A 19,467-nucleotide genomic window follows, 5' to 3' on the forward strand; every position below is an offset into this window, starting at 1 on the left:
CTAGGGTGTGTCGTCAATTGTATGAGAGGATGGCGGCGGCGAGCTTTGTGGCTGCTGCGAAATGGTCGGCTCGTTTGTCGTAGCGGGTGGCGATGGCTCGGAACTGCTTGAGGCGGCAGAAGAAGCGCTCGATGCGGTTACGCTGCTTGTAGAGGTCGCGGTCGTGCGGGATCGGCGTCCGGCGGCTGCGAGTGGAGGGGATGACGACGGCGGTGCCGGCTTGGCGCAACGGCTGCGTGAGATGGTCGGCGTCGTAGGCGCGGTCGGCGATCAAGCCACCGAAGCGGCGACCATCCAGAAGGCCATGGGCAGCGGTGATGTCGGCGGCCTGGCCGGGCGAAAGGGCGATGTCGACGACGCGGCCGAGCGCATCGACGAGGGCATGGATTTTGGTGCTCAGTCCGCCTCGGGAACGGCCGAGAGCTTGCCGATCCGCGGCCCCCCTTTTGCGCCGGCGGCGTGTTGATGCGCCCGTACGATGGTGCTGTCGATCATCAGATATTCGTTGTCCCGGTCACGGGTCAGGGCCTCGAATATCCGGTCCCAGACCCCGCTCTGCGCCCAGCGACTGAACCGTCGGTGCACGTTCTTCCAGTCGCCGAACCGCTCCGGCAGGTCGCGCCACGGCACGCCAGCCCGGTACTTCCACAGCACCGCCTCGACGAACAGCCGGTTGTCTCGGGCCGTCGCCCCAACATGCCCCTTGCGCCCCGGCAGTAAGCCGGAAATCACTTCCCACTGCCGGTCGGTCAGTCCATATCGCCGCATCGGTCGCCCCCTCGCTTCAGGCGACCTCCTATGAATCATTCATTCAATACTTTGGGAATCCCATAATTGACGACACACCCTAGTCGTCGCCGCGGATCACCACCAGCCGGCCGGCGCCCGATTCCGCCGCCCAGACTTCGCCCGGCCGCCCGAGAATCTGCCGCACATAGGCGCCGTCCTGATCGGAGACGAACGGCGTGAACTGCCCGGTCAGCGGATCGAAGCGCACCAGCGCGTTGTTGGCGACGTCGCTGAGCCAGACCTTGTCGCGGTCGTCGACGAAGACGGCATAGACCTGCGGCTGCGGGCCGGGCAGCTTCCAGCCCTGCCAGGAGCCGGCCGCCGGATCGTAGACGGTGACCTGGCCGCTATTCCAGCCGCTGACCCAGACGCGGCCGCGGCTGTCCGACCACACGCGGCGCGCGCCGCGCAATTCCGGCGGCGGCTCGATCACCGTCGCCGCGCCGCTCTCGGGATCGATGCGGGCGATATGGCTGCCCGCCAGGGAGGCGTAATAGATGTCGCCGGACGGCGTGACGGTGATGCCATAGGGCCCGCGGCCGCCCGGCGCATTCCAGACCCTCAGCGCGCCGCTGTTCGGATCGAGCCGGCCGTAAAGGCCGGCCTGGCCGGTGAACCACAGCATGCCGGCCTTGTCGAAGACGGCGGTATTGAGATTGGCCTGGCCGGCCTCGCGCGGCAGCGGCCAGCGCCTGATCTGGCGCGTTTGCGGATCGACGCGCAGGATCGCATTCAGCCCGCCATCGGTAATCCAGGGCGCGCCGTCCGGGCCGACGATCACGCCATGCGGAGCCGAGCCCTTGCCGAGCGGAATCTGCTCGGCCTGGCCGCTTTGCGGATCGAGCCGGCCCAGGGCGCCCGCCGCCTGCGCGGTATACCAGACCGCGCCGTCGGGCGCGGGCGCCACGTCATGCGGGCCGGCGCCGTCGGGCAGCGGATAATACCGCAGGCTTGCGCCGCGCGCCGGCAGGGCGAGGCCGGCCAGCAGCAGGATGACGGCAGCCAGTGATCCGCGCATGATCTCCTCCATGATATGGCCTGCGGGCGGCGCTGGTCGGGCGCAGCACGAGCTAGCGTTCCGCTGCGCCGCGGCAATGGCCGGCAGGCCCCGCTCGCAAACTTGTCATCTAGCGGCGCCGGGCCGGTATATACTGGCGGCATGGACCTGCCGCTCGATCCCACTTTGCCGCTCGGCGGCATCGCCGCCATCCTGCTGCTGGTCTGGCTGACCGGCGGCAGGCGGCAGGCGGCCATCGCGGGCGCGGACGATGCGGCCGCCGCGCTGGCGGCGCCGGAGCTTGGCTTCGCGGCCGGCGAGATCGCCGTCTCGCAGGACGGCAGGACGGCGCTGGCGCGCGACGACGGCGGCCATGTCGCCGTGGTCTTCGTCAGCGGCGCCAGACTGGCCGCACGCAAGCTGACCGCCGGGGAGACCATCGCCGTGACCTTGACGCCGCTGTCCGACGGCGCGGTGCGGCTGACGCTTGCCACCCGCGCCTTCACGCATCCCGATTTCCACCTGCGGCTCGATGCCGCCGGCGCCGGCCGCTGGCAGCGCCATCTGATGGAGCTGCCGCAGTGACCTCGCCGATGCTGCCCGATCCGGTGATCCTTGCGATTCCCGCCTTCGTCGGCCTGGCGGTGCTGGAGGTGCTGATCGCGCGCTGGCGCCGGCAGCCGGCCTACGAGCTGAAGGATACGGCGGCCTCGCTGATCATGGGGCTGGTCAACCTGGTGCAGGGCATCCTGTTCGCCGGCGTCATCTGGTGGAGCCTGGAGGCGGCGTATCGCTGGCGGCTGTTCGATCTGCCCTTCAACGGCTGGACCTGGCTGGCGCTGCTGTTCGCCGAGGATTTCGTCTATTACTGGTTCCACCGCCTGAGCCACGAGCATCGCATCTGGTGGGCGGCGCATGTGAACCACCATTCCTCGCAGCATTACAATCTTTCGACCGCCCTGCGGCAGACCTGGACAGGCAATCTCGCGCTGACCTGGGTCCTGTGGCTGCCGCTGGCGCTCGTCGGCTTTCCGCCGGCGCTGATCGTCTTCCAGAAGGGCGTCAGCCTGGTCTATCAGTTCTGGATCCATACCGAGCAGATCGGCCGCCTGCCGCGCTGGATCGAAGCGGTGTTCAACACGCCTTCGCATCACCGCGTGCATCATGCGACCAACCCGCGCTATCTCGACCGCAACTATGCCGGCATCTTCATCGTCTGGGACAAGCTGTTCGGCAGCTTCGCGGCGGAGGACGCGGCCGAGCCCTGCCGCTACGGGATCGTAAAGAATCTCGGCAGCTTCAATCCGCTGCGCATCGCCTTCCATGAATGGGTCGAGATCGGCCGCGACCTGCGGCGCGCGCCGAACCTGCGCGCGGCCTGGGGCTATGTCTTCGGCCCGCCCGGCTGGCGGCCGGACGGCCGGGGCGCGACCTCGGATGCCCTGCGGGCGCAATGGCGCGCCGCGCAGAACGAGGCCGCCGCGCAATAGCCGGATTTACGGCGGATCGAGCAGGCCGCGGAAGGTCGCCTGCAGCACGCCCTTTTCCAGCGCCTCGACGGCGATGAGCTGCTGCTGCATCGGCGGCCGCTGCCGGCCGGGCGTTTCCGGCGCCGGGCCGAAGCTTTGCGCGCCCAGCACGAAGGCGACATCGCCGGACAGGTCGTCGCGGGTGACCGGCAGCAGCAGCCGGCGGATGCGGCTCATGCCTTCCTCGGGCCAGGCCTGGACGGTCTCGACATAAAGCGGCCGCGCCTCGGCCGCCACGGTGGCATAGAGGCTTTCGATATAGTCGCGGTAGCTGCCGCTCAGCGTCTCGGCGCTGGTCTTGCCGGTATCGTCGCGGCCGGCCCGCTGGGTCAGTTCGGTGCCGATCAGGCGGAAGCGGACGACGCCATCGCCGACCGGCTCGGCCAGGGTGAGAAAGGGCAGCAGGCGGCGCGGCATGTCGAGCGGATCGATCGCCCGGCGCGGCGGCAGCCGTCCACCGCTGCGCTTGCCGGCCCAGTAGGCGGCGAGGTTGAGCAGCACGCGATCATCGGCGAAGGGAAGAGATAGGCCTGCCACGGAATTGGTAGATTGAGGAACGGTAAACACAACCAGACGAACAGGTAAAAGGTTAATAACTCTCGAACGTGAACGAACAGTCAGATAATTTTCGCCGAGATTCAATGAGTTACAACCTGGTGGGGATTAGAGCAACCCATAAGTATCGTCTAAGATTCGAAAAGCCAGCGGCTTTCTTCCCCTCCCGCGCCTGGCGGGCCGGGCTGCGACCTCACCGTGCCGCCGGACCGGGCCGAATCGGGCGGCCGGGCAAGGCGGGGGTAGTTTGACTCCAGGGTGGAAATCGCCGCCCGCGATGGTTATCTTCGCGCCATGACCGACAAGATGGCACACCGACCGGCAGCCCTGCTGCTCGCCTCACTCCTCCTTTTTCTCGGCTCCAGCGCCGCCGGCCTGGCCGCGGCCAGCAAGAAGACCGAGTCGCAGAGCGAAACCAGGCAGATCGGCAGCTTCCAAAGCTGGAGCGCCTACGAATACACCACCGAGAAGGGCGCCAAGCTCTGCTATCTGTATTCGGTGCCGGAGAAGAAGCTGCCGGTGGGCGCCAAGCGCGGCGAGATCTACATCCTGGTGACGCATAAGCCGAAGGAGAAGATCCGCAACGAGGTGAGCATCTATTTCGGCTATCCGCTGAAGGAGAATGTCTCCGCCCAGGCGATCGTCGGCAACACCACGATCGACATGTTCACCCATGAGGAAGCCGCCTGGGCCGCCGATTCCGCCACCGACCAGAAGCTGGTCGAGCTGTTCCGCAAGGGCAGCACGCTGGTGGTGAAAGGCGAATCGACGCGCGGCACCAAGACCACGGACACCTACGATCTGAACGGCTTCACGGCGGCGCTGCATGCCATCGACAAGGCCTGCCATGTCGGCGGAGCGACCTCTTGAGCCTGGCAGCCGCCATCGTTCCTGACGTGAGCGCGCGCGAGCGCGCCGTTCCGGCGGCGGCCGATGGCCGCGTCGAGCTGGTCGGCCTGACGCGGGCGGAGATCGCCGCGGCGCTGCTGGCCGCCGGCGTGGTGCCGGGCGGCGCGCCGGAGAAGGCCGCGAAGATGCGCGCCAATCAGCTCTGGCACTGGATCTATTATCGCGGCGCGCGCGATTTCGCCGCGATGACGACGCTGTCGAAGGAGATGCGCGAGGCGCTGGCGGAACGCTTCGCGGTGGGCCGGCCGGCGGCCGCGCGCGATTTGCAGAGCAGCGACGGCACGCGCAAATGGCTGCTCAAATTCGCCGACGGCGAAGAGGCCGAATGCGTGCATATCCCGGAGGAGGATCGCGGCGCGCTCTGCGTTTCGTCCCAGGTCGGCTGCACGCTGACCTGCCGCTTCTGCCATACCGGCACGATGAAGCTGGTGCGCAACCTGTCGGCCGGCGAGATCGTCGGCCAGGTCATGCTGGCGCGCGATCATCTGAACGAATGGCCCTCGCCGCCGGAAGGCCGCATGCTGTCGAACATCGTCATGATGGGCATGGGCGAGCCGCTGTACAATTTCGACAACGTCGCCAAGGCGCTGAAGATCGTGATGGACAACGAGGGCATCGCGATCTCCAGGCGCCGCATCACGCTGAGCACGGCCGGCGTGGTGCCGATGATCGGGCGCTGCGGCGCCGAACTCGGCGTCAACCTGGCGATCAGCCTGCATGCCGTGCGCGACGACATCCGCGATCAGATCGTGCCGCTGAACCGGAAATATCCGATCAAGGACCTGCTGGCGGCCTGCGCCGCCTATCCGGGCCTGAGCAATGCGCGGCGCATCACCTTCGAATACGTGATGCTCAAGGGCGTCAACGACAGCCCGGCGGACGCGAAGGAGCTGGTGCGGCTGCTGAAGGGCATTCCGGCCAAGGTCAACCTGATCCCGTTCAATCCCTGGCCCGGCGCGCCTTACGAATGCTCCAGCGACGAGGCGATCCGCAAATTCAGCGACATCGTCTTCAATGCCGGCTATTCCTCGCCGGTGCGCACGCCGCGCGGACGCGACATCATGGCCGCCTGCGGTCAGCTCAAATCGGCCAGCGTCAAGCGCAGCAAGGCGGACATCCTGCGCGAGCAGGCCGCCAAGGACGCCGCTGCCGCCGCGGCCGCCGTCTGAACGCCGATGGCAAACCGTTCCGGCCCGTTCGCCCCTGCCGCCCTGGCAATCGGGCTGATGGTCGGGCTGACGGCCGGGCTGCTCGCCGCGCCGCCGGCGCGTGCGCAGGTCATGCAGGCGCCGGCGCCGAGGACGCCGGAGCCGATTCCGGTCAATCCGCCGCCCGCGGCCGAAGCGCCGATCAATGAGGCGATCGCCTTCAACCGGACCGAACGCTGGCTGATTCCCTTCTATTTCGACAAGGAATACGGTAACCGCCGCCATGCCGCGCGCGGCAAGAGAAACACCCGCGCCGCGCCGGCCAGCTTCGAGAAGGCGCCGGAAATCGGCGACGTGCTGACGGCGGCGCAGATCGCCGACCTGCCCCGCCTGCCGGGGCCGCTGGTGCGCGATCTGCCGCCGCGCCGGCCGGATACGCAGCGCTATGTCGCCGGCCCCGACGTGCTGCTAGTGCAGCAATCGACCGGCAAGGTGCTGGACAAGCTCGGCGGCGTGGTGCGCTGAGCGCAGCGGCGCGCCTTTTTTCATCCAGACGGCACTCACCGCATCGCGCGTTTGCTCTGCGTCAAACTTCCGGCCGATTTAAAGATACATCTGTTTTACTTCTTTTGGCGCGTGCCATATCTCCGACCTCACCCCTCATTCGCTGGAACGAAAAAAGGAGAATCGCATGTCAGCGACGGAACGCTATCGCCTGCACCATATCGAACTCGACGCGCTGTTCGACCGTGTCCATCACAGCCTGCACAACACGGCGGGCGAAAGCTGGGCGCGCGATCTGACGCGCCTGCTGGCGGAATTCACCAGCCGCCTGTCGACCCACCTTTCCGTCGAGGACCATACGCTCTATCCGACGCTGCTGGCGGCGGGCGATCGCAATCTGGCGACGATGGCCACGCGCTATCAAAACGAGATGGGCGACCTCTACAAGTCCTATATGGAATTCTGGCAGCGCTGGCGGACATCCGGCGCGCTGCACAGGGAGATCGACCGCTTCCTGCCGGAAGCGCGCCAGATCTTCGCCCGGCTCAGGGCCCGTATCGAACGCGAGGACCGCGAGCTCTATCCGCTCGCCGACCAGGTGCTCGGCTGAGGGCCGCGCCGCGCGGCGATGCGGCCTCGATCATCGGCCGGAGCGGCGGAAAGCCGCTCCGGCTGCCGTCCTTTATCGTCATTCCGTCATGCCCGGCGCATGGACGGCCCGGTTGGCACTCCTACCCTCTTGTGTGCTAACCCGGTTCGCGCTCCACTACGGAGCCCCGGACGCGCCCCCTGAACCGCAACCGCTTGGCCGAGCCCATGCGCGCTCCGGCCGTTTACCGACGCGAGGCGACCATGGCGACGACACGACTGGAAAAGGGCGGCAAACTCTGCCTGCCGCATGAAATGCTGGATGCGCATCACTGGAATGCCGGCACGGAATTCGTCGTCGAGGACCGTCCCGACGGCCTCCTGCTGCGGCCGCTGAACGGCGAGCTCAAGCCGGTGAAGGAGACGGCGACCGGGCATAGCTCGGTCGGCCGCGACCGCGCCCTGGCCGACGCGATGCGCAGCCGCTACGCCCGCTTCGGACATTGAGACGGCTCAGAGGCCGCCCAGTTCGGCCTGCACCAGATTGACCCAGTAGGCGACGCCGGTCAGCGTGACGGCGTCGTTGAAGTCGTAATGCGGCGTATGCACGTAGTGGCAGCCGCCGTCTTCCTTCGCGCCGCCATTGCCCAGCAGGATATAGGCGCCGGGCTTCCGCTCCAGCATGAAGGCGAAATCCTCCGCGCCGGTCAGCGGCTCGGTATTGCCGTCCACCAGCGCCGCGCCCACGGTGGCCTCTGCCGCCTTGATGGCGATGGCGGTCTGCTCCGGCGCGTTGACCAGCGGCGGATAGCGCCGCAGATAATCGTATTCGGCGCTGACGCCATGCGCCGCCGCGATGCCCTGCACCAGTTCGCCCAGCCGGCGCTCCAGCAGGTCGCGGTCGGCCGGCGTGTAGCTGCGCGCCGTACCGCGGATGGTGACCTGAGACGGGATCACGTTCGGCGAGCCGGCGGCGCCCGCCGCGATATGGCCGACGCTGACCACCGCGGCATGCTGCGGCGAAACGTTGCGGCCGACGATGCCCTGCGTCGCGGTGATGAAGGCGGCGGCCGGCATGGTCGGATCGGTGCCCATATGCGGCATGGCGCCATGGCCGCCGGTGCCGGTGAACACCGCGCTCCAGGTATCGCTGGCCGCCATCATCGGCCCGGGCCGGATGGCGAACTGGCCGGCCGGGATGCCCGGCATGTTGTGCATGCCGTAGACGGCATCGCAGGGGAATCGCTCGAACAGCCCGTCCTGCATCATCGCGCGCGCCCCGGCCTCGCCCTCTTCCGCCGGCTGGAAGATGAAATGCACCTTGCCGGCGAAGTCGCGGTGCCGCGCCAGGTGCTTGGCCGCGCCGAGCAGCATGGTGGTATGGCCGTCATGGCCGCAGGCATGCATCTTGCCGTCGATCACCGAGCGATGGGCGAAGTCGTTCAGCTCCTGCAGGTTCAGCGCATCCATGTCCGCCCGCAGGCCGATGGCGCGCTGGCCCGGCCTGCTGCCTTCCAGGGTGCCGACCACGCCGGTCTTGCCCAGGCCGCGATGCACGGCGATGCCCCATTCGGACAGCTTCGCCGCGACGATGTCGGCGGTGCGGTTCTCTTCGAAGGCGGTTTCCGGATGGCGGTGGATGTCGTGGCGGATCGCGGTCAATTCGGCGCGGTCGGCCTGCAAGTTACGCAATAGATCCTGGGTCATCGTCTGGGCCATGTCTTTCTTGCCGGGGATGGCGCCAGCACAGCATGAGGCCGCTGCATTGGCAAGCCCGCAGGCTCACGCGCCACCGCCTTTCGCCGCGCTTCTGTGCGATCCGCCCTTCTGCAGCAGGCGGCGTTCGCGTTCGATCAGCGCCACCAGATAGTCGATCACCGCGCGGATACGCGGCGCGCGGCGCAGGTCGGGATGCACCGCCAGCCACAGCTCGCGCTCGCTGGACGGATCCTTCGTCGCCAGCCGGCGCAGCAGCGGATCGCTGGCGCCGAGATAATGCGGCAGCACCGTCACCCCCATGCCGGCGCGGGCGGCCTGATACAGGCTGGTCATGTCGTTGGACACGAAGGCGAGCGGGCGGCCATTCGCCTGCCGCATCAGCCAATGCTGCTGCTCGATATGGCCCATGCTGTCGTCGTAGCCGATGAAGATGCGGTCCTGCGGCCTGGTCTGGGCGAGATAGTCCCGCGCGCCATACAGGCCGTAACCGACGATGCCGAGCCGGCGCGCCACCAGGTTGTGGTCGGTCGGCGCCACCATGCGCAGCACCAGATCGGCCTCGCGCCGGTTGAGATCGACCAGGCGCGGATCGCCGGCCAGTTCGATGCGGATGCCCTGGTTGGCGCGCAAAAAGCCGATCATGCGCGGCGCCAGGAAATGGCTGGCGAAAAGCGGCGGCGCGCTGATGCGCACATTGCCCTGCAGGGCGACGCCGCCGCTGGCCTGCCGCTGCAGGGTCAGCATCTCGGCCTCCATGCGCTCGGCGCTCGCCAGCAGCTTCTCGCCATCCTCGGTCAGCGCATAGCCGCGCGGCAGCCGGTTGAACAAGGTCAGGCCGAGCCGGCGTTCCAGCGCGGCGACGCGGCGCGCCACCGTCGAGTGATCCACCTTCAGCCGCCGCGCGGCGGCCGACAGGGAGGCCTGGCGGCCGAGTTCGAGGAAGAAGCGGATGTCGTCCCAGGACGGCATGGCGTTGGCGGAAGAGGCGGACATGGCGCGGTTCCAGGTTGCGGCGCTCTCGCCGTCTGCGCAGATATGCGCAGAGGCTTGGCGAATTTACCATCTTCTTCGCATTTCTGCCGATACTATTCTCACCCTGCGCCGGCCCAATCCGGACCGGCGTCAGCGCATAATGCACCGGTACAATCGCTCCCCTGGACTTTCGATTCTCTGGACTTTTCGATTTTCTGGACTTCGCGCAGACCGCACCGCATCATCGCCACGCCCGAGACGACCGACGATACCAACGATAAAAGAGCCTTCCATGACGACCGCCTCCGCCGCAGCCTCCTTCCACCACCCCTCGCTCAACCGCGCGCAAAGCATTTCGATTCTCGCCGGCGCCGCCGTCATGCTGTCGCTGGCCATGGGCATGCGCCAGAGCCTCGGCCTGTTCATGCAGCCGATCACGCATGACATCGGCATCTCGGCGGCCGATTTCGCGCTCGCCCTGGCGGTGCAGAACATCGTCTGGGGCATGACGCAGCCCTTCGCCGGCGCCCTGGTCGACCGCTTCGGCACGCGCTTGATCGCCGTGTTCGGCGGCGCGCTCTATGCCGCCGCCCTGCTCGTCACCGCCTATGCCAGCGCCGCCTGGATGGTCACCCTGGGCGCCGGCGTGATGATCGGCGTGGCGCTGTCCTGCACAACGTCGGGCATTGCCGCCAAGATCGCCGCCAAGGTGGTGCGGCCCGAGCGGCGCAGCCTTGCCTTCGGCCTGGTCTCGGCCGCCGGCTCGATCGGCACTTTCGTCGCCGCGCCGCTGGCGCAGGGCGTGATCCAGGCGAGCGGCTGGCAGATGGCGATGTTCGCCTTCGTCGCCCTGGCGGCGGTGATGCTGCCGGCGGCGCTGTTCGGCGGCCGCGCCGACGACGTGCCGGTCGATGCCAAGGCCGGCGGCAGCGGCGAATCGATGCGCGCCACGCTGGCCGATGCCGGCCGGCATGGCGGCTATATCGTCATGGCCAGCGCCTTCTTCGTCTGCGGCCTGCAGCTCGTGTTTCTCACCACGCATCTGCCCACCTTCCTGGCCGATTGCGGCGCCAATCCGATGCTGAGCGCGCAGGCGCTGGCGGTGATCGGCGCCTTCAACGTGTTCGGCTCCTGGCTGTTCGGCTGGCTGGGCGACCGCTATCACAAGCATTGGCTGCTCGGGCTGATCTACCTGCTGCGCTCGGTCGCCATCGCGCTGTATTTCTCGATGCCGGTCAGCAATGCCTCGACGCTGATCTTCGCCGCCATCATGGGCACGCTGTGGCTCGGCGTCATTCCGCTGGTCAACGGCCTGGTGGCGCATATCTTCGGCATCCGCTACCTGGCGACGCTGACCGGCATCGCCTTTTTCAGCCATCAGGTCGGCAGCTTCCTCGGCGCCTGGGGCGGCGGCGTGATCTACGATGCGCTCGGCTCGTATACCCTGGCCTGGCAACTGGCCGCCGGCATCGGCGCGGCGGCCGGCATCATGCAGCTTTTCATGAATACGCGGCCGACCGAGCGGGTGCTGAACCAGCAGGCGGCGCTGACCGCCGCCGCGGAATGAAGCCGGCGCAGCAGCGAGGACGAAAGGGCGCCATGGCGGCGCCCTTTTTGTTTCAGGTCAGCAGCAGGATCGAGCCGGTGGTGCGGCCCGCCTGCAGCGCTTCCTGCGCCTGGCGCGCCTCTTCGAGCGCAAAGCGCGCGCCGATCTCGATCCGCAAGCCGGCGGCAAGCCGCTCGAATACCGCCGCCGCCGCCATGCGGTACGTCTGCCGGTCCATGCTGTAGGCGATCACGCTGGGGCGGGCGAGACACAGCGCGCGCCGCGGCCCCAGCTCGAAGACGTCGATCGGCGGAATCGAGCCGCCGGCCTCGCCGATGCTGGCGATCGTGCCGAACTGCCGCGTGCAGTCGAAATCCTTGCGCAAGTTCTCGCCGCCGATGCCGTCGATGACGTAATCGGCGCCGCGGCCGTCGGTGAGCGCGCGGACCTCGGCGGCAACATCGCTCTCCCGGTACAGGATCGCATGATCGAGGCCATGCCGCTTCGCCAGCTCCGCCTTCCCGCGCGAGCCGACCGCGCCGATCACCGTGGCCCCGAGCGCCTTGGCCCATTGCACCAGAATGAGGCCCAGCCCGCCGGCGGCGGCATGCACCAGCAGCGTGCTCCCCCGCCCGACCGGATAGACCCTGTGCAGCAGCATATGCGCCGTCACGCCGCGCGCCATCGCAGCCGACGCCGTTTCCAGCGAGACGGCGTCCGGCAGCCTGATCAGCCGCTCGGCCGGCAGCAGCCGCGCCTCGGCATAGCCGCCGACCGGCAGGCCCATATAGGCGACGCGGTCGCCCGGCTTGAGCGCATCGACGCCTTCGCCCACGGCTTCCACCGTGCCGGCGCCCTCGATGCCCGGCACCGCCGGCCAGGCCGGCAGCGGATAGAGGCCGGTGCGGTGATAGATATCGACGAAGTTCACGCCGATCGCCGCCTGGCGCAGCAGCACCTCGCCCCTTCCCGGCGCGGCCAGATCGCGCTCGGCCAAACGCAGCACATCCGGGCCGCCGGCCCGTTCCATGGCAATGACGCGCACCATGATCGTCTCCTTTTTTCGTGCGGTTGTCGGACCAGATTAAGGCTGCGGCAAAAGCACGGAAGATGATATAAAATCAGAGCTTCTGTGGATTTGTGCACAGGTGGTTCGGCGATGGACTGGGACGATATCCGCGTGTTCCTCGAACTGGCGCGGCTGGGGTCGCTGTCGGCGACGGCGAAACCCTGCTGAACAATGCCGAGCGCATGGAGGCGGAAGCCATCGCCCTGCAGCGCCAGGCGAGCGGCGCCGCCGGTCAGTTGCAGGGCAGCGTGCGCCTCGCGGCGCCGCCGGTGGTGGCCAGCCATTTCATCGCGCCGCGGCTGGTGGATTTGCGCAAATCCCATCCCGGCATCCGGCTGGAGCTGATCGGCGGCAAGGACAGCGCCAATCTGAGCCGCCGCGAAGCCGATCTTGCGGTCCGTCTGCTCAAGCCCGCCGATAGCGGCCTGATCGCGCGGCGGCTCGGGCTGCTCGCCTACGGGCTTTACGCCGCGCGCGACTATCTGCGCCGCCGCAAGCCCGAAACGTTCGACTATCTCGGCTACGACGACAGCCTGGACCATGTGCCGCAGCAGCGCTGGCTGCTGCGCCAGGCCGAGGGCAGGCCGCTGGCCTTTGCCGCCAACGACCTGGCGAGCCTTTATCTGGCGACCCGCAGCGGACTGGGCGTGGCGGCCCTGCCGCATTTCCTCGGCGCGGCGGATGCGAAACTCGTCTGCCTGGCCCAGGCCGGCGCCGCGGCGGACCGCGAGGTCTGGCTGCTGGTGCATCCGGATCTGCGCCGGGCGCCGCGCGTGCGCGCCGCGATGGATTACCTGATCGCGCTGTTCGAGCGGGAAAAGCCGCTGCTGGCGGGCAAGGCGGCGGCCTAGCCGCGCCGCAGTACGACGCCGCGCCGCATGACGGCCTGGCTGGCCAGCTTCATGGCCGGCTTTTCGACGGCGTGATGGAACAGCTTGGCGGCGATGCAGGCGGCGACGGCGACCGCCGCGCCGGCCAGCAGCGCGGCCGGCTTCTGCCCCAGCCGCCAGTAGAGCTGCAGGTAGGTCAGCCCGCCGAGCGACCAGAGCAGCGGCGCATGCAGCAGATACAGCCCGAAGGAGATCCTGCCGAGGAAGGTCGATACGGCGTTGCTCAGGAAGCGCTGGATCGTCGGCGACAGCATGACGCCGCCGACCACCAGCACCGAGCGGATGGTGAACTGGCTCATATGCCCGATCGGATCGACGAGGCCGCCGAGCCGCCGCATCAGGCCATGCGCCTCGGCATCGAGCAGCGGGTAGATGCTGAGGCCCAGCAGGATCATGGCGAAGCCGGCGACATCGTGCCATTCGGCGAACCACTCGCTGCGCTTCTCATGGGCGGCGATCTCGCGCATGGCAACGCCGAGCGCGAACAGGGCGCAGAAATGCGCCATCCAGAACGGCAGCAGCGTCAGCGCCACCGCCGCGATCAGCGCCGCCATCACGGTAGGCCGGCCGCGCGGCGTGAACAGCTTCAGGGCGAAGACCAGGATCGAGCCGGGAAATTCGATGCGGATCGTCCACAGGATCGGATCGTGTTCGGGCGTATCGGGCCCGACGAAGGCGCCAACCGCCGCCTCGCGGATCACCTGCGGCACGCTCGGCTGATAGCCGGCCGGGAAGAAGTCGCGCAGGAAGGCGGAATGCGTCACCCCCGCGACCGCGCCGGCCTGGTTGGCGCCGAAGGCGAAGAGCAGCGGCACCAGCAGGCCGGCGGCGAGGATCGGCAGGCCGAGGCGCAGCCAGCGCTTGACGATCAGGCCGGGCAGGCTGGGCGGCACGGCGCCGGCGCGCGCCGCATCGACGGCGGCGGCCAGCACGATGCCGGACAGGATGAAGAAGATCGACACCGCCAGCGGGCCGTCGGTCAGGAAGGTGAATGGCGCCAGGATCGGGTCCTGTCCGGCCGCGCTGTTGCCCGCCGGCAAAAAAGCCCGCGCGACATGGTGGAACAGGACGAACAGGGCGGCCCAACCGCGGAGCCCATCGAGATGCTGGAGACGGCGCATGTGTTTTTTCGCGTTAGGCCCGGTATATGGGTGCGCCGCCGCCCGCCGTCATGCGTCCGATCGCGGTTGTCACAGCCGCCCGTGCTTGTCACGGGCCGATCACATGGATGACGCGGCCGTCCTTGGGAATCGCGCCGATGCTAAAACCGCCGCGTGCCGACGCATTCCACCGGCGCGGCCGGCCTGCTAATCTTTCCCGGCTTACGTCCGGGAGGAAACATCATGGCCCAGCAAACCCTGTTCCCCACTGCCGCCGCCGGCAGCCTGCCCAAGCCGTTCTGGCTGTCGGAGACCCACAAGCTCTGGCCGCAATGGAAACAGCAGGGCGCCGAACTGGAAACCGCCAAGCGCGACGCCACGCTTCTGTGGCTGAAGCTGCAGGAGGATGCCGGGCTGGACACGGTGGGCGACGGCGAACAGTCGCGCCAGCATTTCGTGCATGGCTTCCTCGAATTCGTCGACGGCATCGATTTCCACAACAAGGTGGAGATGGGCATCCGCGACAACCGCTACAAGGCCATGGTGCCGCGCGTCGTCGGCGCGCTGACCATGAAGGGGCGCGCGCATGAGGCGGAGGCGAAGCTGTGCCGCGCGCATACCAAAAAGAAGCTGAAATTCACCCTGCCCGGGCCGATGACCATCATCGACACCATCGCCGACGAGCATTACGGCGACCGCATCAAGATGGCGATGGCCTTCGCCGACCTGCTGAACCAGGAGGCGCGGGCGCTGGAGAAGGACGGCGTCGACATTGTGCAGTTCGACGAGCCGGCCTTCAACGCCTATACCACGGCGGCGGCCGGCTGGGGCATCGAGGCGCTGCATCGCGCCATCGACGGGCTGAGCTGCAAGACCGCGGTGCATATCTGCTACGGCTACGGCATCACCGCCAATATCGAATGGAAGAAGATGCTGGGCGGCGAATGGCGCCAGTACGAGGATTTCTTCCCGGCGCTGGCGAAAAGCCGCATCGACCAGGTCTCGCTGGAATGCCGCAATTCGAAAGTGCCGCCGAAGCTGATGAGCCTGCTTGGCGACAAGGAGGTGATGGTCGGCGTGATCGACGTCGCCACCGATCAGGTCGAGACGCCCGAGGAGGTCGCCGAGACGATCAAGACCGCCATGCAGTTCGTGCCCAAGGAGAAGATCATCCCCTGCACCAATTGCGGCCTGGCGCCTTTGGATTTCGAGGTCTCGCGCCGGAAGCTCGAAGCCCTGGGCGCCGGCGCCCGGCTGGCGCGCGAGCGCTTCGCGTAAAATCCCAGGACAAGACGCGTCGTAAAAATCCCTGCCGCGGCCGCGGCGGTCCGGCTCGGACCGCTGCGGACCGTGGCGGCTCGTTTTCGACCGCTGCGGCCCGTTCCGGACCGTTTTCGACCGTTGCGGCTTAGGCCCTTATTCCGACTTATGCCGCCTTATCCGGCGCTGTCCGAACCCGAAAAGGCTGGAATCCCGCGATTCCGCTCTCGAGAACATATAGGGATTATAGGCTTTTTGTCAAGAGGGCGGCGGACAGGCGGAGAATACGGGTGTATTCAGGCCGCTGCCTTCGGAACTGTATTCGGATCAGAGCGCTTCCGCCTTGCGCTTGCGCCCGGCCCCAGCCCTGGCGGTTGCTGGCCTTGCGGTCTTGGCCGCGGCAGCCTTGGAGGCCCGGGCCGCCTTGCCCGACGCCTTGCCGTCGCCGGCTGCGGCGCCGCTGGCGATCTTCTCGGCGATGGCCTGCGCGGCGCGCTCGGCCTCGGCCTGCTCCTCGGCCTCCTTGGCGAGCCGCAGGCCGCGCAGCCGCTCGATCTTGTCGGCCACCGCTTTCTTGCGCGCCTCCTCGGCGGCGAGCGCGGCGGCGGCTTCCTGCTCGCGCTGGCTGATTTTCTGAAAACGCGCCTCGGCGCGGCGCCGCGCTTCCTCGGCGGATATACCCTGTGCCAATGATCTGCTCCCTGGTGTGGAATCCGTGCTGTGGAATCCCTGGTGTGGAATGCCGGAGATGCCGGCGCGTCATTACCGATGCGATCGCGCCGCTGCGACGAAAGCTGCGACGAAAGGCGGGGATCGCGGCGCATGGCAGCGCCCGACATGCCGGTCTATGATCCCTTCAATATAAGGCGCGGGAGCGAAATTGTTAGGGCCGGCGCGGCGAAATCGCACCGCGCGGCTTGCCCGGCCAGACGATTCCGGCCCGGCGATTGGCACCAGACGATTGCACCGGACGATTGCAGGAGACAGCCATGGACAGCCGCAAGGTGGAATTCGCCGGATCTTCGGGCGCAACGCTCGCCGCGCGCCTGGAAATGCCGGCTGGCGATGCCACGCCCATCGCCTTCGCGCTGTTCGCGCACTGCTTCACCTGCAGCAAGGATGCGCCGGCGGCGGTGAAGGTCTCGCGCGCCCTGGCCGCGCGCGGCGTCGCCACCCTGCGCTTCGACTTCACCGGCCTGGGCGGCAGCGGCGGCGATTTCGCCAGCACCAATTTCTCCTCCAACGTGGCCGACCTGATCGCGGCGGCCGATTACCTGCGGCGGATGCATCGGGCGCCGGCCCTGCTGATCGGGCATAGCCTGGGCGGCGCCGCCGTGCTGGCCGCCGCGGCGCAGATCGCCGAATGCAAGGCGGTGGCCACGATCGGCGCGCCGTTCGATGCCGCCCATGTCGAGCATGCCTTCCTGCAGCATGTGCCGCAGATCGAGGCCGACGGCGAGGCCAGGGCCAGCCTGGGCGGGCGGCAATTCACCATCCGCAAACAGTTGCTGGACGATCTGCGCCGGCAGAAGCAGAAGGAACGCATCGCCGGTTTGCGCCGCGCGCTGCTGGTGCTGCATGCGCCGGGCGACGGCGTGGTGGGCATCGACAATGCCTCGCAGATTTTCCTGGCGGCCAGGCATCCGAAAAGCTTCGTCTCGCTGGACAGGGCCGATCACTTCCTGAGCCGGGCGGAGGATGCCGATTACGTCGCCGGCGTGATCGCCGCCTGGGCGGCGCGCTATCTGGCGAGTCCCGCTGCGGCGGCTGCGGACGCTGCGGCCGAGGCGGCGGCAGCCGAATATAGGGCAGCCGAGGATGCGGGCGCGGCGAGCGAGCCCGGCGTGCTGGTGGAGGAAACCGGCCAGGGCCTGTTCCAGCAGCGCATCCGCATCGGCCGCCACGCGATCATGGCCGACGAGCCGCAGAGCATGGGCGGCCGCGATTCAGGCCCGGCGCCCTACGATCTGCTGGCGGCGGCGCTCGGCGCCTGCAAGGCGATGACCATGCGGCTCTATGCCAACCGCAAGAATCTGCCGCTGAGGCGGACGCGGGTGCATGTGGTGCATGACCGCATCCATGCCGAGGACTGCGCCGATTGCGAGACGAAGGACGGCCATATCGACGAATTCCGCGTGACGATCGGGCTGGAAGGCGAGCTCAGCGACGAGCAGCGCGCGCGGATTCTGGAGATCGCCGACAAATGCCCGGTGCATAGGACGCTGCACAGCGAGGTGAAGATCAGGACTGAGGAAGCCGCGCGGGAAGCGCCGGTCTGACGCGATCATGCCGGCCGCGCCGTGACGGCGGCCCCGGCTTTGCTAGCCTGCGGCCATGCCCGGCCTTAGACATGCTCCCGCCACCTTGCGCAACCGCGAGCCGATTCTGCTGGCGTTGCAGCGCATCCTGCCGCCGGCGACGGACGCGGCGCCGCGCCTGCTGCTGGAGATCGCCAGCGGCACCGGCGAGCATGCCGCCTTCATGGCGCCGCGCCTGCCCGGCTGGATCTGGCAGCCGAGCGATTACGACGCGGATGCGCTCGCCGATATCGACGGCCATGCGCGAGAGAGCGGATGCGATCGCATCAGGCCGGCGATCCGGCTGGACGTGCAGGCGCCGGCTTGGCCGTTGGAAGCGGCCGATGCGATCCTGTGCTGCAACATGATTCACATCGCGCCGTGGTCGGCAGCGGAAGGTCTGATGGCCGGGGCGGCGCGGTTGCTCGGACCCGGCGCGCCGCTCGTTCTCTATGGCCCGTTCAAGCGGCATGGCGCGCATACGGCGCCGAGCAACGCGAAATTCGATGCCGAATTCCTGCGCGCGCGGAACCCGGACTGGGGCGTGCGCTGCCTGGATACGGAGGTGCAGCCGCTGGCGGAACGCTGCGGTCTGGCGCTGGCGGAAGTGATGGAGATGCCGGCAAATAATATGGTGGTGGTGGGGCGGAGGTCGTGACTGGCCGATAACGAATTCCGCGCGGCAGAACGGCGGTTACCACTGAATCCTGGCCAGCGTCGCCGCCATATTCTCTCGCAGCATCTGCGTCAGCGTGGTGCGCAATTCCTCCTGCTGCTCCGCCGACATCTCCGCCAGGCTTTCCTCCCAGAGCGCGCCCGGAATATCACGATAGGGCTCGCCGCTCACCGGAACGCTGCCCAGGACCCTGCGCTGCGCTTTGTCCACCAGCGCCGCCGCGAAGCCAGAAATTGCGGTGGACGACGCCCATGACAGCCGGCCGGCGCCCGATGCCAAGCCCATGCACGCCGGTGACATGCCCGCCAAGCCGTTCCGGCGTAACGAGCAGATAAAGATCGGCCGGCTCATCGCTCTCGATGGCGTCGAACGGATAACCGGAATCGGTTGTGTCTTGGGAACTGAAAAGCTCGGCGTAAATGGCTGGCGTTTTCGCAAAGCCCTTGGCGAAGGCTTCGGAATAGTTGGTGTAATATGTCCGGCCGCTGCCGAGGCGCGCCACGTCGATCTTCGCCGGAACGATGGCATAGCGGCTGCCGGCAGCCTGGCGGATCGCGTCATACACAACTTCGTCCAGCTTCCACTGTTTGACGTCGGCCTCATCGTACACCGAGCCGGTACCGAAATGCGCCAGATCATCGAAGGTGATTGTGTCGCCGATGCCGATGGCGGCGCCGATCGTTTTCGTGCCGGCGGGGACTGCCAAGGGCTCCTGCTGGCGCGTGGCGCAGCCCGCCAGAAAAACCGCACAGAGCAGCGCCGCAGCTGCAACCTGTCGCATGATCCCCCCTGAGTCAGTCACACCTGAAAGGGATGTTACCGACTGACGGCGCGGCGCATCTCGGTCACGATCGATCCCTGCGCGACGGATCGCGACGCGCTCCGGATCGGCTGAGGCCTGCCCTTGCGCCCCGGCCAC

Annotated in this window: 23 protein-coding genes; 13 read left to right on the top strand and 10 right to left on the bottom strand. The window is 67.9% G+C overall.

What is annotated here, in order from left to right; translation table 11 throughout:
• Positions 1-13: 13 nt before the first annotated feature.
• Together VF194_RS11865 and VF194_RS11870 are read right to left on the bottom strand one after the other, a co-directional pair.
• A protein-coding gene (locus VF194_RS11865) for an IS5 family transposase (protein WP_414656098.1) occupies positions 14-768 on the bottom strand; the annotation gives its coding sequence in 2 pieces (ribosomal slippage) (positions 14-447 and positions 447-768; 756 coding nt in all).
• Positions 769-847: 79 nt separating this feature from the next.
• Positions 848-1,807: a virginiamycin B lyase family protein gene (locus VF194_RS11870; protein WP_330891227.1), complete on the bottom strand. Its 960-nt coding sequence runs from the start codon at positions 1,805-1,807 to the stop codon at positions 848-850.
• A 141-nt stretch (positions 1,808-1,948) separates the two neighbouring features.
• Here VF194_RS11870 and VF194_RS11875 point away from each other — a divergent pair, with 141 nt between their 5' ends.
• Both VF194_RS11875 and VF194_RS11880 read left to right on the top strand, forming a co-directional pair.
• Positions 1,949-2,371, top strand: coding sequence for a hypothetical protein (locus VF194_RS11875; RefSeq protein ID WP_330891229.1), 423 nt, complete (start codon positions 1,949-1,951; stop codon positions 2,369-2,371).
• The gene (locus VF194_RS11880) at positions 2,368-3,276 is read left to right on the top strand and encodes a sterol desaturase family protein (protein WP_330891230.1); all 909 of its coding nucleotides are present in this window, start codon (positions 2,368-2,370) and stop codon (positions 3,274-3,276) included. Before VF194_RS11875 ends, VF194_RS11880 begins: the two co-directional genes overlap by 4 nt.
• A 6-nt stretch (positions 3,277-3,282) precedes the next feature.
• On the opposite strand, the gene VF194_RS11885 is transcribed toward VF194_RS11880, so the two are convergent.
• The gene (locus tag VF194_RS11885) at positions 3,283-3,816 is read right to left on the bottom strand and encodes a PAS domain-containing protein (RefSeq protein WP_330891232.1); all 534 of its coding nucleotides are present in this window, start codon (positions 3,814-3,816) and stop codon (positions 3,283-3,285) included.
• Positions 3,817-4,176: 360 nt separating this feature from the next.
• On the opposite strand from VF194_RS11885, the gene VF194_RS11890 reads away from it, so the two are divergent.
• The 5 genes from VF194_RS11890 (at position 4,177) to VF194_RS11910 (ending at position 7,526) form a co-directional block, all read left to right on the top strand.
• Positions 4,177-4,740, top strand: a complete 564-nt coding sequence (locus VF194_RS11890) for an invasion associated locus B family protein (RefSeq protein WP_330891234.1) — start codon at positions 4,177-4,179, stop codon at positions 4,738-4,740.
• 2 nt (positions 4,741-4,742) lie between these two features.
• Entirely contained in the window at positions 4,743-5,948 is a 1,206-nt protein-coding gene (rlmN, locus tag VF194_RS11895) for a 23S rRNA (adenine(2503)-C(2))-methyltransferase RlmN (protein ID WP_330891451.1), read from the top strand.
• 6 nt (positions 5,949-5,954) lie between these two features.
• Positions 5,955-6,452, top strand: coding sequence for a hypothetical protein (locus VF194_RS11900; protein ID WP_330891236.1), 498 nt, complete (start codon positions 5,955-5,957; stop codon positions 6,450-6,452).
• Positions 6,453-6,618: 166 nt separating this feature from the next.
• Entirely contained in the window at positions 6,619-7,041 is a 423-nt protein-coding gene (locus VF194_RS11905; RefSeq protein ID WP_330891238.1) for a hemerythrin domain-containing protein, read from the top strand.
• A 242-nt stretch (positions 7,042-7,283) separates the two neighbouring features.
• Entirely contained in the window at positions 7,284-7,526 is a 243-nt protein-coding gene (locus tag VF194_RS11910; protein ID WP_330891240.1) for an AbrB/MazE/SpoVT family DNA-binding domain-containing protein, read from the top strand.
• 6 nt (positions 7,527-7,532) lie between these two features.
• Here the strand turns inward: VF194_RS11910 and VF194_RS11915 are convergent, their stop codons facing one another.
• Positions 7,533-8,738, bottom strand: a complete 1,206-nt coding sequence (locus VF194_RS11915; protein WP_330891242.1) for a M20 aminoacylase family protein — start codon at positions 8,736-8,738, stop codon at positions 7,533-7,535.
• 63 nt (positions 8,739-8,801) lie between these two features.
• Complete coding sequence (locus VF194_RS11920) at positions 8,802-9,731, bottom strand: LysR family transcriptional regulator (RefSeq protein ID WP_330891244.1); 930 nt, start codon at positions 9,729-9,731, stop codon at positions 8,802-8,804.
• 271 nt (positions 9,732-10,002) lie between these two features.
• Between VF194_RS11920 and VF194_RS11925 the strand changes: the two genes are divergently transcribed.
• Complete coding sequence (locus tag VF194_RS11925; RefSeq protein WP_330891246.1) at positions 10,003-11,277, top strand: MFS transporter; 1,275 nt, start codon at positions 10,003-10,005, stop codon at positions 11,275-11,277.
• A 52-nt stretch (positions 11,278-11,329) separates the two neighbouring features.
• Here the strand turns inward: VF194_RS11925 and VF194_RS11930 are convergent, their stop codons facing one another.
• A complete protein-coding gene (locus VF194_RS11930; RefSeq protein ID WP_330891248.1) occupies positions 11,330-12,304 on the bottom strand; it encodes a quinone oxidoreductase in 975 nt (324 codons plus the stop codon).
• 84 nt (positions 12,305-12,388) lie between these two features.
• On the opposite strand from VF194_RS11930, the gene VF194_RS11935 reads away from it, so the two are divergent.
• Both VF194_RS11935 and VF194_RS11940 read left to right on the top strand, forming a co-directional pair.
• A complete protein-coding gene (locus VF194_RS11935) occupies positions 12,389-12,493 on the top strand; it encodes a LysR family transcriptional regulator (protein ID WP_330891250.1) in 105 nt (34 codons plus the stop codon).
• Positions 12,494-12,507: 14 nt separating this feature from the next.
• Positions 12,508-13,176 carry a LysR substrate-binding domain-containing protein gene (locus tag VF194_RS11940; RefSeq protein WP_330891253.1) on the top strand — a complete coding sequence of 223 codons (669 nt, stop codon included), beginning with the start codon at positions 12,508-12,510 and terminating at the stop codon, positions 13,174-13,176.
• Here the strand turns inward: VF194_RS11940 and VF194_RS11945 are convergent.
• Positions 13,173-14,336: an acyltransferase gene (locus VF194_RS11945; RefSeq protein ID WP_330891254.1), complete on the bottom strand. Its 1,164-nt coding sequence runs from the start codon at positions 14,334-14,336 to the stop codon at positions 13,173-13,175. The genes VF194_RS11940 and VF194_RS11945 overlap by 4 nt on opposite strands.
• A 222-nt stretch (positions 14,337-14,558) precedes the next feature.
• Between VF194_RS11945 and VF194_RS11950 the strand changes: the two genes are divergently transcribed.
• Positions 14,559-15,593 (top strand): methionine synthase, encoded by a 1,035-nt coding sequence (locus VF194_RS11950; protein ID WP_330891256.1) that lies wholly within the window; start codon positions 14,559-14,561, stop codon positions 15,591-15,593.
• A gap of 309 nt (positions 15,594-15,902) precedes the next feature.
• Here VF194_RS11950 and VF194_RS11955 read toward each other — a convergent pair whose 3' ends face one another.
• A complete protein-coding gene (locus tag VF194_RS11955; RefSeq protein ID WP_330891258.1) occupies positions 15,903-16,265 on the bottom strand; it encodes a hypothetical protein in 363 nt (120 codons plus the stop codon).
• Positions 16,266-16,564: 299 nt separating this feature from the next.
• Between VF194_RS11955 and VF194_RS11960 the strand changes: the two genes are divergently transcribed.
• Positions 16,565-17,854: an alpha/beta fold hydrolase gene (locus VF194_RS11960; protein WP_330891260.1), complete on the top strand. Its 1,290-nt coding sequence runs from the start codon at positions 16,565-16,567 to the stop codon at positions 17,852-17,854.
• A 55-nt stretch (positions 17,855-17,909) separates the two neighbouring features.
• Positions 17,910-18,530, top strand: coding sequence for a DUF938 domain-containing protein (locus VF194_RS11965; protein WP_330891262.1), 621 nt, complete (start codon positions 17,910-17,912; stop codon positions 18,528-18,530).
• A 36-nt stretch (positions 18,531-18,566) separates the two neighbouring features.
• On the opposite strand, the gene VF194_RS11970 is transcribed toward VF194_RS11965, so the two are convergent.
• Together VF194_RS11970 and VF194_RS11975 are read right to left on the bottom strand one after the other, a co-directional pair.
• Entirely contained in the window at positions 18,567-18,719 is a 153-nt protein-coding gene (locus tag VF194_RS11970) for a hypothetical protein (RefSeq protein ID WP_330891264.1), read from the bottom strand.
• Positions 18,697-19,467, bottom strand: a complete 771-nt coding sequence (locus tag VF194_RS11975) for a hypothetical protein (protein WP_330891266.1) — start codon at positions 19,465-19,467, stop codon at positions 18,697-18,699. Before VF194_RS11975 ends, VF194_RS11970 begins: the two co-directional genes overlap by 23 nt.

Source organism: Ferrovibrio sp. (assembly GCF_036381655.1).
Classification (GTDB): domain Bacteria; phylum Pseudomonadota; class Alphaproteobacteria; order Ferrovibrionales; family Ferrovibrionaceae; genus Ferrovibrio.